Source organism: Agrobacterium sp. 22-209-1 (assembly GCF_053522485.1).
In genome coordinates, this window is sequence record NZ_JBNWCH010000002.1 from 32,616 (window position 1) to 44,145 (window position 11,530).

Genomic DNA, 11,530 nt, shown 5'->3' on the forward strand with positions numbered 1-11,530 from the left:
ACACGCGCCACTAATTTTAACCTTTCGTTAATATTTTACGCGTACGGGTCCGTGCGGTTCTGAAATGTGCTCTCAAATGGTGCACTGACGACCTCGAACGAGACAGATGTCTCGGGGTTTTTAATAGGCCGGCCTTAGGCACGGGCAGATGCGGAAGGGTGAAGATCATGGCTTGCATACGGAGAATAGCTCCTCACTGAGCCGTGAGCCTGCCTGAACGGGTGTGTTTTCGGCCAGTGGAATTGTCCATTGGAGCCGAGAGCGAGGAACCCGCGCATGTCGTTCAAGAACCGCGTTGCACGTAAACTCTATATGAAGCGTGAAGCCATTGTCGCTGCGTCGAGGGCAGCCTTGGTTTCCCACGAGGTAAAGGTCGAGAGCAGCCTCAAGAGTTCCTCGTCGCTCAAGCCTTCCGCCGAAAGCGCCGAGACGTTCCGTTTCACCCCGCCGCATCCTGGCCTAGCGACCCGCCGCCCTGCACTCAAGCAGGCCAAAACGTCACGTGGTCACTCGATCTTCCGCGGGATCATCCTCTGGCATGAAAGCCTTCTCGAGCTTCGCGTCTCCTATCTTCTCCAGACATGGAAAAACGTTCGGGAAATCCATTCGCAATACCCTCGCGTAACTTACGTCGATGCCGACGGTCGCACGCGCACCCACACCTTCGACTACTACGTCGTGTTCGAGGACGGCCGGCGGCTGGCGATCGCCGTCAAGATGAACCGCAAGCGCGCCTCGATGCTCGACATGCTGACCCGCATCGAGAACGATGGCATCTCACACAAAGGCGGACGCCGCCTGGCCGACGAGACGCGCCTGATGACCGAAAAGGACGGTACGGTCGCCTCCTTCCACAACTGCTCCGAAATCCTCGCCTCGCGCGAGACGTGCGATCCCGCAGCGGCAGATGAACTTCGCAAAATCGTTCGTCGCATGACTGGACGCTTCAGATTCATGACCCTCCTCTCCGGATGCCAGAACGTGGCCGCCCGTCGGGCTGCCATCTGGCATCTCATCGACCTCGGCGAACTTCTTCCCGAAGGCATCGGTCGGATCGACGAACTGACCTGGTTCATAACCGGCATGGCCAATCCCATGCCGTCTGAGCCTACCCAGTCCGTCACGACACGAAAAGGAGAGCGTACGTGTCCTACAGTCATCCCCTTCCGACCCGTACCCACACCCATTCCCTCGTATCTATGGGGCGTACCGACCGCTATCAGGAAGGCACGAGGAACTACATCCCGGTCTTCTCGGACAGCCTGACCTATACCTTTGCGCACGAGGAAGACCTCGCTCGTACAATGGTGCGAACCCGTCAGGACGTATGGGATCGTCTCCACGCCGGAGATGCCGACGTCTATTACTATCACCACAGCGCGCCCATCCAGCGCACGCTGGCCATCCATGGCGACAAGACGCTCAACGCCTTCGATCCTAAGGTTCGGTTGGCGGCTCGCCTGCGCGAAAAGCTGATCGGGCGGTACGAAACTGCGTGCAGGGACGCGAAAAAGAAACTGCCGTTCTCAGTCAAGCTCCAGCCCATGCTCGACGAATGGTGGGAAAAGGAACTCCTCGGTCCCGACGCCAAGAAAAAGAATGGTCGTCGACGCCGCACGGGTCAGACTGTTGTCAAAATCTCCAACGGTCCGAGCTGGAAGACGTTCAAACGCGACTACGACAAGTATATTGCGGCAGGACGCAATCCCGTCGTGTTTGTGCCGTTGCATCACGGCCCGGGGAGCCGCACGGTAATTCCGTGCCGCGCGAGCGAACTTTTTCATCAGAAGATGGCTCGTGAGTACCTGAGCCGCCTCCGGCCCACGCCGGCGCAGGTTCATCTTGCTTATCTCGCGGAGCGGGACGGGGAGAATGACAAGCGTCGTGCTGCTGGCCTCTCCGAGCTCCTGGAATTCTCGCTTACCAAGACGAAGAACGCGATCAACAGGTTCGATGCCTTTGAAGTCATGGCCAGCCGGGAAGGAGAAGAGGCTGCCCTAAAGTACTTCCGCGACGTCAAGGCGAGCTTCGATGTCGAGCGCCCCGGCGCTCTGGTCGAAATCGACGAATGGAAGGGCGACCTCATTACGCTGCTGGTGAAGACAGGCGTATGGGCGCATCTGCCGGACGTGTTCGTCAAAGCCTTGCCTAAAACGCTTCGAATCTGCGTGACCGTAGCCATCGACGTCGCCACCAGATACGTCCTCGGCGTGAAAATCACGCCGACCCCGTCGGCCGAGGCAATCGCTGGCGTGCTGCGCATGGCGATGACCGACAAGACCGATCTGTCGCGAATGGTTGGAGCCGAAACCGCTTGGTCGGCCCGCGTGAAGCCCGACCTCGCGTCGATGGACAACGGCGGGCCAATGCTTTCCGACCACTTCATCACGGGCGCTCAGTCCATCGGCGTGACCGTCGTTCGCCAGCCTGCGGGCGATCCCGCGCGCCGGCCGTTCATCGAGCGGCTGTTCGGGATCATCGGCCCGCTGATCACGCACTTCCTCGACGGCCGTACCTTTGCCTCGGTCGAAGAGAAGGGTGACTACAACGCGGAGGCTCATGCCAGCGTGTTCATGGACGAGTTCGCCAGGATCATCATCTTCGCGATCTGCGATATCTATCACCGTACGCGCCACAGCGGTCTCGGCGGCAACACCCCGCATAACGAGTGGGTCGAGGCTACCGGCTCTATCGAGATCAAGTATCCGCCCAGCCAGCTTCGTATGATTGCGGCGTTTGGTTATCCCACGACTGCGACGATCCAGAAGGACGGCATTGTCGTCTGCGGTGTGACGTTCCGTGATGAACGGCTCAATGCGCTCCGCCGCCGCATCGGCCAGAAGCCGATCGACGTGATGTACGACCCCATGTACGCGCGCCACGTCCTGGTGAAGGCGAAGGACGAAACGGAATACTTCGCCGTCGAAAACGTCCTCGGCCTGGATCACACCGTGTCATTTCACGAATGGCTGGCCGTCCTCAAGGAAGAGCGCGACGAGATCGCGGAGAAGACGAAAGAGGACCTCAAGATCATGTACGCGGGTATCCGTCGCATGCGCCGCACCGGAGAGGCCGCCACCATCCGCGCCAACCTTGGCGCTCGCATCCCAACGGCCGAGGACATGGAGCGGCTCAATCGCGAAGTTGTTCGCGGTTGGGAAGCGAACTGCGAGGCTGACGAGGTGATGGAGCCCGCCCCCAATACTGAGCCTCCGGGCGCTCTGCTGCTTGAAAATCAGCGTAGCGACCAGGAACTAGCGGAACAGGCCCGCGCCGAAGCGGTCGAAAAAGTGCGCTCACGCTCGAAGTTCGACGAACAGGAGGATGACTGATCATGGCTACCAAGAAGGTCAATCCAGATGCAATCCGGGAGCGTAGTGCCGAGCGATACTTCGAATCTGGCCGCGACAAAGTCCTCAGCGGGTTCATCGAGAAGCTGCGCAAAAACGCCAAGGACCTCGAAAGAGGCCGTGGTTCACAGCGCAGGTCGCTGTTCGTCATCGGCGAGACCGGAAGCGGTAAAACCCGGTCGATCACACGCATCCTGCCGCTGATCGAGGAATGGCAGCCATCCAAGGACGAATACGGCGACGATGTCACGCCGCTGATCTGCATCAAGCCGCCGAAGCCCTGCAACATGCGGGCGCTTGCCATCGAACTCCTGACCGCCATGCGTGTTCCGGTGAAAGGCCGGAAGACGGACCCGGAGCTTTGGGTATTCCTCAAAGAGCAGCTGAAGGAACGTGGCGTGAAGGCGATTTGGATCGACGAGATGCAGGACGTCCTTCGCAATAACACACCCAAAGCAATCCAGGCGGTCCAGGACGTTCTCAAGGCGCTGGTTCAGATCGATGGCTGGCCGATCCACACGATCTATTCTGGCGTGCCGGCGCTCGCTACCTTTCTCCAGGGGGATCGGCAGCTTGCTCGCCGGTCATACGTCATGCGGTACGAGCCCATGGAGTATCCCGAGGACGAAGAGTGGATCGAAAAAATCATCGAGACCGTCACTGTCGAAGACTGTGGCATGTCCCGCGCGGACGACACGCAGACTGACGTCTTCCGCGAGAAGCTCTGCCGAGCAGCGAGTGGGGCGTTCGGGCAGGTGGTCGAGCTCGTTCAGGAGGCATGCTTCCGGGCGGCCGATAGTGGGCGAACCCAAGTGAAGCTCGCCGACTTCACGAAGGTCTACGAAGGGATGACGGGATGCACGCGCCGCGACAATGTCTTCGTCGCCGCCAACTGGCGTGAGATCGTTCCTGCCCACGCGCTCGACGATATCGCACCCCCGGTGAAAAGCAGGAGGGCAGCATGAAGCTTCCTGTAAACGTCACGTTCCACCCCGACTCCGAGACGCCGCTCAGCCTCGCGTCGCGGTTGGCGCGTGCCATGGGCTGTTCGTCCGTGGCTGGCCTCATCGGCCACAGCATGGTTCAGGCCGTTGCTCGGGGCGACGAAGACGCAATCAGGATGCTTTCCTCATGGTCAGGGGTCTCGGTAGACCAGCTCCGGCGTTTCGCGGTGCCTACCAGCGAGGAAGCCGGGGAATGGCGGCTCGGCGACGCCGTTTTTCGCAAGGAGATGAGGGTGGCGGGGCGGTTCCGTTTCTGCCCTCGTTGTCTCGTCGAAGACATGGACAAGGGCAGGGGCCGACCGCAATCACGGCCATTCGAGCGTGCTTCGTGGATGACGCGTGCCATCATGGCCTGCACCCACCACCGCGAGCTTCTCGTTGAAGCCGGGGACAACGCGCCTGCGAACGATGTCGCCCTGTTCGCGGCTGAAGGCTGGCATTTGGAATGCCAGCCGAGCGCTCCGGCGGATGAGGCGGAGTTGGAAGTTGATGCGTACATCGAAGGCCGCATCGCGGGAAACCGTACCCAGTCATTCATCGACCGCCAGGAGGTCCACGTGCTGCTTATGCTCTTCCAGTTTCTCGGATGGCTCCTTCACAACCGTCTTCCTTCCTTCATCGTCGGCGGAAAGGCGGCCTCGACAATCGGCGGCCGGGCCGCCGGCTTCCTGGTCGCGAGGGAAGGACGGGCAATGGTCGAGAGGGTGGTGACGCAGGCGATCGATCTGCATCGGCCTGCCGCCAACACCATCACGGAGTTTTTCGGCTCGATGGTCCGCCACCTTCGGCGCAATGCCACCGTACCGGCTTACGCTGAAATCGTCGGGCTGTTCCAGGACCTCGTAGAGCGCCATGTGCCGGTCGGGCCGGGAGATCGCTTTGTCCTCCCCGTCCAGCGTCGACACCTCCATTCGGTACGGTCGGCCGCCGTCGATTATGCTTTGGATCGGAAACGGGTCAGGAAGCTGCTCGAGGAGCAGGGACTCATCATTCACTCGAAACTCTCGGATAGGCGCGTCTACTTCTCGGTCGCGGACGCAGACGAAATCCTCGGGGACACGGCTGACAATTTGACCACGGTAGAGGTTGCGGCCTTGCTGGGAACCCATGAAAACCGTGTTCGCGACTTCATCGAGCGGGGGGTACTTGTTCCGTCTGAACGAGGTGTCAAGGGTGAGCGCCCTTTCTATCGTGTGTCGAAGGCCGCTCTCGACGGATTTCGTAGTCGCCTATTTGAGCGGACAAATCTGGTGGGGGAAGGCCATGGTCTTGTCCCACTCACCACCGCCTGCCAACGGAAGAGCCTTACCCAGGCCGACCTTCTCGAAATGATCGTTGAAGGGAAACTGACCCGTGTGGCCCGCGCCGACGACTCGATGACGGTGCGGAGCTTACTCGTCGATCTCCGAGAACTTCCTGTATCGGCGGAGGGCAATCACGGTGAAGACGATTACGGCAACGGGGGCGTCTACCTCAACATGACGGAGGTCAAGAATGCGCTGGCGACAACCGACGCGACCGTCGCAGCGCTGGTCAAGCATCGTGTTTTGCCTGTCGAGGTGAGGACAAATCCGAGAACTCGCAGACCGCAGTCATTCATTCACCGGGACACCGTAGATGCCTTCCTTGAGAACCACCGGTCCCTGCATCGGGTCGCGAGTGGGTGGCGGCGCAACATTGCCTGGATGAAGGACGAACTCGATCAGAACGGGATGAAGCCAATTTTCGAGACGTCGGGAAAGATCGCCAGGTACTACCGAAAGGAAGACCTCGCCAGGGTGTCATTGCTACCGCCGAACGCTTAGGTTTGTCTCTGAAAATTTGATCTCGAAGCCCGCGATCCGCGGGCTTTTTTTGTGTCTCGAACAGCGCCAGAGACATAGCTGAAAGATCGGGAGAGACGAAACAGATAGATGCAATAGCATGAGGTTCAATAAAATCAATGCCTTGCAGAGGTGTCAGAGACAATCCTTAGAGATCATGACAGAACCTGTCGCCTGCGGCTGCATGATCCATGCGTGTGCCACACAGTTTGCGGCAAATGGAAAACCGCGCCCCTTGCGAAGCGCGGTTTCCACATCCGAATATTCTGTTGCTGCCAGAGCGGGACGAAACCGCCCGTAGCCAACGGGCGCCGCTTACTGGCGGAATAGCGACAGGATATTTTCGGAACTGGTATTGGCGATGGAGAGCGACTGGATGCCAAGCTGCTGCTGTGTCTGAAGAGCCTTGAGCTTGGTGGATTCTTCGTTCATGTCCGCATCGACGAGACGGCCGATGCCCTTGTCGATGGAGTCGGTGAGTTTTGAGACGAAGTCTTCCTGCAGGCCGATGCGCATCTTGATGGAACCGAGAGCGGCGGATGCGCTGCTGATCGACTGAAATGCCGTTTCGACATCGGTGAGAAGGTTCCCGATAGTGTAGGTCGGCGGCGTTGCAGAATTGAAGAGCTTGAGATCGATATTCCATACGGAAATGCCGGACGCCGTGCCGGGCTGGCCGATGATGCCCTTTGTCGTGTCAAGCGTTGCGGGCGAGCCGGTCAGGCCGAAAAGCACATTGGCGGTTGTTGTGCCGGCGGTGGTGTCGACAAGCGTATAGTCCGTTTTCGTGACGCTGACGGTGCCGGCGCCATCACGCACAAAACCGGAAACGACGGTCTTGGCGCCGGTGCCCAGCAGCCAGTTTTCGCCACTGAAAGATGCACCCTGTGCAATCGATTCGAGCTGTTTTTTCAGCTGGTCGATTTCTTCCTGGATTTTGGTCTTGTCGACACCCTCTTCGGTAGCCGCGACGATTTTCGACTTGATTTCCTTGACGACTTCGACGGTGCTTTCCATCGCGGAATAAGCGACATCGACCTTGGCGGCGCCAAGCCCCAGCGCATCCTGAACGGCGGACAGAGCCATGTTATCGGAACGCATGGTCGTCGCGATCGACCAATAGGCGGCGTTATCGGAGGCCGATTTTACCCGCAGGCCCGAAGAGACACGGGATTGGGTTTCTTCGAGCTGGCCGCTGATGGCGCGCAGGGTTTGAAGCGCCGACATGGCGGCGACATTCGTGATAATGCTTGTCATAATTGCCCCTCTGAGCTGGCTAAATGGGAAGGGACATTCCGGGATCGCCGGAAACGACTGAGCGGCGTGATGCCTGTTAACCTCTTTTTCGTCTTGGTTAACGAGTCGTTTCGATGCGCTGATTTAGCCGTGATTTGGTTAATGAACTCTTAACCAAGAAATCTCTTAATTTTTCGGGGCCATTGGACAAACAAAAACCGCGCCTTTCGGCGCGGTTGATTTTTTCGCTTTCGGTCTTCGATTAACGGAAGAGCGACAGGATGCTTTCGGAGTTGCTGTTGGCGATCGAGAGAGCCTGAACGCCGAGCTGCTGCTGGGTCTGCAGAGCCTTGAGGCGGGTGGACTCTTCGTTCATGTCAGCGTCCACCAGGCGGCCGACGCCCTTGTCGATGGAGTCGGACAGCTTGGAAGCGAAATCTTCCTGCAGGCCGATACGCATGGAGAGCGAACCGAGCTTTGCTGCAGCGCTCGTCATTGCCTTCAGGGCGTTTTCAACCAGCGTCAAGGCTTCGGCCATGTTGGTGGCGCGGTCTGCGGCTGCATACTGGGTGATATCAAGCGTGTAGACGGACTGGGCGGCGACAGTTGTGAATGTTCCGGTCGTGCCGAGAATGCCGGTCGTGTCGGGGACGCCTGCCGAGTCGACCGAGCCGAAGAGCGTATTGCCGGTAGCGGTGCTGTCGAGGGCGTATTTCGTGGTCGTGACGTTAACGGCGCCACCGGTGGAGCGAACGAAGCCGGCAACGACCGACTTGTCCGGGGCCGTGCCGGGTGTTGCTGCGCCGAGGGTCGAAGCGCCTACCAGCCAGTTTTCGCCGTAGAAGGATGCGCCCTGTGCGATCGATGCGAGCTGCTTCTGGAGCTGGCCGATTTCTTCCTGAACCTTGGTGCGGTCGACGCCTTCTTCCGTTGCCGTGACCAGCTTTGCCTTGATTTCCTTCACGACTTCGATTGCCGATTCCATACCGGCAGAAGCGGTGTCTACCTTGGCGGCGCCGAGGCCGAGAGCGTCGGAAACCGAGGAAAGCGCCATGTTGTCGGAGCGCATGGTGGTCGCGATCGACCAGTAAGCAGCATTGTCCGCAGCTTCGCCAACGCGAAGGCCGGAGGAAACGCGTGCCTGGGTGGATTCCATGTTCTGGCCGATAGAGCGCAGGGTCTGGAGCGCAGACATTGCTGCGACATTCGTGATAATGCTCGTCATAGTAGTGTGCCCCTTGAATGGCTGATTAAAGAAGGGACATTCCGGTTTCACCGGGAACGGCGTACAGCATCATGCCTGCTAACTGGCTGATTTTTAACGTTAGCTCGCCGTTTCGATGTGCATTAGGTAACGCGGGTTTGGTTAATGAATTGATAAGCGCGGAAAGAAATTCATCCCCGAAAAATTTAAAATTGCAACCCTCGCGCGCACGCGCGCGTATCCCCGAAAGTTTAAGAAAAAGATAAGGCCGCATCCGTTTCCGGATGCGGCCTCGTGGATGCATTCAGTCCGATTCAGCCTTTCGGACCTTTATGCTTTCTATCCCAATCCGCGTTCGGTCAGCCCCCGTTTGCTTATGGAAAGAAATGGATCCCCCAGCCCCGAAGGGCTATTGAGAAGCTCGGCTCTTAGCGGAAGAGCGACAGGATGTTCTGCGAGTCGCTGTTGGCGATCGACAGAGCCTGGATTGCCAGCTGCTGCTGCGTCTGCAGAGCCTTCAGCTTGGTGGACTCTTCGTTCATGTCGGCGTCGACGAGGCGGCCAATGCCCTTTTCGAGGGAGTCGGAGAGCTTCGTTGCGAAGTCCTGCTGCAGGTCGATACGCATGGAAACAGAGCCGAGCTTGGCGCCAGCGCTGGTCATCGCCTTCAGAGCGGCTTCGACGGTGCTGAGGTTGGTTGCGACGGTTGCATCGGTCGTCGTCGCGTCCATGTTCGCCAGAGCGTAGGTGGCGCCCAGAATACCGCCGGTGCCGGCAGCAGCTTCGAACAGTACGTTGGTGGCCGAAAGTGTATAAGCCGTCGTCTTAACGGACGTCGTGCCGTCAGCAGCGCGGACGAAGCCGGAAACCACGGTTTTGTTCGCGGAGCTGAGATCATTGAGCAGCCAGTTTTCGCCGTTGAACGAACCGCTTTCCGCGATCGAAATAAGCTGCGACTTCAACTGGGTGATTTCTTCCTGGATCTTGCCGCGGTCCGCAGTCTGTTCGCTGGCGGCAACGTATTTGTTCTTGATTTCCTTCACGACGTCGATAGCAGCTTCCATGCCTGCATAGGCCGTGTCTACTTTCGCAGCGCCGAGGCCGAGGGCGTCCTGAACGGCACCAAGAGCTTCATTGTCCGAACGCATGGTCGTTGCGATCGACCAGTAAGCAGCGTTGTCGGTAGCCGAACCGACGCGCAGACCGGAGGAGATGCGGCCCTGCGTGTCTTCCATGTTGGAAGCAATCGAGCGGAGAGTCTGGAGAGCGGCGGTTGCGCCGACATTGGTGAGAATGCTTGCCATAATAAATGTGTCCCTTGTTTTTACGAAATACTGGAGTGGGGACATTCCGGACTTGGTATTACCGGTCGCAACGTTTCGGCTTCATGCCACTCGGTTCAGAAATTCTTAGTTTCGGAAACCAAACCCGCTGCGTGTGATTGGAATTTCGCAGCGAAAAATTGCACAATTATTAATTTGGGCGCCAAGAAATACTAGAAAATACTTATGGTTACTGAGTTATTTAGTTAAATGGTGATTTTTCTGTTTATAAATATAGTTACTCAGGGCCTAGGGAAAATGGTAAACAAAGCATCAAAATGCGAAAACCCCGCTGCCGTTGGGCTGCGGGGTTAAAAAACAGGGTTAACAGGTGTCAATCCGGCGCAGATGGCCGTTAGTTGAACGATCTGACAAGGCTGCCGACAAGCAGGTTCCAGCCGTCGATCAGCACGAAGAACAAAATCTTGAACGGCAGGGAGATGGAGGTGGGCGGCAGCATCATCATGCCCATTGCCATGGTGATGGTGGCGACGATCAGATCGATGACCAGAAACGGCAGGATGATGAGGAAGCCGATCTCGAAACCGCGCCGGATTTCCGACAGCATGAAGGCCGGAACCAGCACGCGGTAGTCGACGACATTGTCGGTCATCACTTCCTGTCCGCGCTCGCGGGCGATGTCCACGAACAGCTTCAGATCCTTGTCACGCGTATTGGCGTTCATGAAAGTACGGAAGGGCTCCGCAATGCGCTGCACGGCCTGCTGTTCGTTGATCTGGTTCTGCAGAAGCGGCTGTACGCCGTCGGTCCAGGCTTTGTCGAAGGTGGGCGACATGACGTAGAAGGTCATGAACATCGCCATCGACAGCAGGATCATGTTGGAAGGGGTCGAAGCCAGTCCCATGCCGGATCTGAGGATCGAGAAGGCGATCACGAAGCGCGGAAAGCTCGTGACCATGATCAGGATGCCCGGCGCGACGGACAGAACCGTCAGCAGGCCGAAGGTGCGGATGATCCACGCCGCGACGGAGCCGTCTATCTGCGTGTTGAACAGATCGGACGGGAATTGCTGGGCACTGGCAAGGCCCGGCAAAGCGAGAAGGACGGCGATGGTTACAAGAAATCGAATCATTCGATGACAAAGGTCCGGAACATGACCTTGGATACGCGCCCTTGAGAGCGCAGGTCAACTCGTTCCTGAATGTCATCCTTAAGATATTGAAAGCCGCGCGGCCCTTCCAGTTGCTGAAGGGAAACGGTCCGGACATAGGCGAGAATATCCTGGTGTATATCTTCCGCCAGCCCCACCTCGACCGGCCCCTTGAACATCAGCGCCACTTCCAGCCGCACCCAGTTCGTCGAGGGATAGGCGAGGTTGGTGGTGATGGGATCGAGCTGGACGATGCCGTTCGCCTCAGCCGAGATTTTCTCGATGCCCTCGTCCTTTTTCTCACCGTGCCCGCCGGCAGCGGCCGTGGCATGGGCCTCCGCGCCGGCGATCTTCGGCGCGATCATGCCGCCCACGAGCCAGCCGCCGCCCGCACCGACCAGGGTGAGGATGGCAACGCCTGCGATGGTCATGACCAGAGGGGAGGATTTTTTCTTGCCCTCTACCTGTTCGTTTTCCATG

At 58.5% G+C, this 11,530-nt stretch carries 8 protein-coding genes; 3 read left to right on the forward strand and 5 right to left on the reverse strand.

Features of this window, described 5'->3' with window-relative positions; all coding sequences use genetic code 11:
* Positions 1 to 1,145: 1,145 nt before the first annotated feature.
* Genes ACQZ48_RS04485 through ACQZ48_RS04495 form a run of 3 tightly spaced genes read left to right on the forward strand, consistent with a single transcriptional unit; the run spans position 1,146 to position 6,159 of the window.
* Positions 1,146 to 3,332 (forward strand): DDE-type integrase/transposase/recombinase, encoded by a 2,187-nt coding sequence (locus ACQZ48_RS04485; protein ID WP_142912748.1) that lies wholly within the window; start codon positions 1,146 to 1,148, stop codon positions 3,330 to 3,332.
* Between the two features lie 2 nt (positions 3,333 to 3,334).
* A complete protein-coding gene (locus tag ACQZ48_RS04490; RefSeq protein WP_448728624.1) occupies positions 3,335 to 4,315 on the forward strand; it encodes an ATP-binding protein in 981 nt (326 codons plus the stop codon).
* On the forward strand, positions 4,312 to 6,159 hold the full coding sequence (locus ACQZ48_RS04495) for a TniQ family protein (protein WP_448728625.1): 1,848 nt from the start codon (positions 4,312 to 4,314) through the stop codon (positions 6,157 to 6,159). Before ACQZ48_RS04490 ends, ACQZ48_RS04495 begins: the two co-directional genes overlap by 4 nt.
* Positions 6,160 to 6,492: 333 nt before the next feature.
* On the opposite strand, the gene ACQZ48_RS04500 is transcribed toward ACQZ48_RS04495, so the two are convergent.
* The 5 genes from ACQZ48_RS04500 to ACQZ48_RS04520 all read right to left on the reverse strand — a co-directional run bounded on the left by ACQZ48_RS04500 (position 6,493) and on the right by ACQZ48_RS04520 (position 11,529).
* A complete protein-coding gene (locus tag ACQZ48_RS04500; RefSeq protein ID WP_077985423.1) occupies positions 6,493 to 7,434 on the reverse strand; it encodes a flagellin N-terminal helical domain-containing protein in 942 nt (313 codons plus the stop codon).
* Positions 7,435 to 7,675: 241 nt separating this feature from the next.
* Positions 7,676 to 8,638: a flagellin N-terminal helical domain-containing protein gene (locus ACQZ48_RS04505; protein WP_077983417.1), complete on the reverse strand. Its 963-nt coding sequence runs from the start codon at positions 8,636 to 8,638 to the stop codon at positions 7,676 to 7,678.
* Positions 8,639 to 9,045: 407 nt separating this feature from the next.
* The gene (locus ACQZ48_RS04510) at positions 9,046 to 9,921 is read right to left on the reverse strand and encodes a flagellin N-terminal helical domain-containing protein (protein ID WP_077983415.1); all 876 of its coding nucleotides are present in this window, start codon (positions 9,919 to 9,921) and stop codon (positions 9,046 to 9,048) included.
* Positions 9,922 to 10,294: 373 nt separating this feature from the next.
* Positions 10,295 to 11,032 (reverse strand): flagellar type III secretion system pore protein FliP, encoded by a 738-nt coding sequence (gene fliP, locus ACQZ48_RS04515; RefSeq protein WP_059760555.1) that lies wholly within the window; start codon positions 11,030 to 11,032, stop codon positions 10,295 to 10,297.
* Positions 11,029 to 11,529 (reverse strand): flagellar basal body-associated FliL family protein, encoded by a 501-nt coding sequence (locus tag ACQZ48_RS04520; RefSeq protein ID WP_077983414.1) that lies wholly within the window; start codon positions 11,527 to 11,529, stop codon positions 11,029 to 11,031. The genes fliP and ACQZ48_RS04520 overlap by 4 nt, the downstream gene beginning before the upstream one ends.
* Between the last annotated feature and the right edge of the window lies 1 nt (position 11,530).

Bases quoted from the DNA above. Each gene is read 5' to 3' on its own strand.
- ACQZ48_RS04520 (WP_077983414.1), bottom strand. From the start codon at position 11,529: ATGGAAAACGAACAGGTAGAGGGCAAGAAAAAATCCTCCCCTCTGGTC.
- ACQZ48_RS04490 (WP_448728624.1), top strand. From the start codon at position 3,335: ATGGCTACCAAGAAGGTCAATCCAGATGCAATCCGGGAGCGTAGTGCC.
- ACQZ48_RS04500 (WP_077985423.1), bottom strand. From the start codon at position 7,434: ATGACAAGCATTATCACGAATGTCGCCGCCATGTCGGCGCTTCAAACC.
- ACQZ48_RS04495 (WP_448728625.1), top strand. From the start codon at position 4,312: ATGAAGCTTCCTGTAAACGTCACGTTCCACCCCGACTCCGAGACGCCG.
- ACQZ48_RS04505 (WP_077983417.1), bottom strand. From the start codon at position 8,638: ATGACGAGCATTATCACGAATGTCGCAGCAATGTCTGCGCTCCAGACC.
- fliP (WP_059760555.1), bottom strand. From the start codon at position 11,032: ATGATTCGATTTCTTGTAACCATCGCCGTCCTTCTCGCTTTGCCGGGC.
- ACQZ48_RS04510 (WP_077983415.1), bottom strand. From the start codon at position 9,921: ATGGCAAGCATTCTCACCAATGTCGGCGCAACCGCCGCTCTCCAGACT.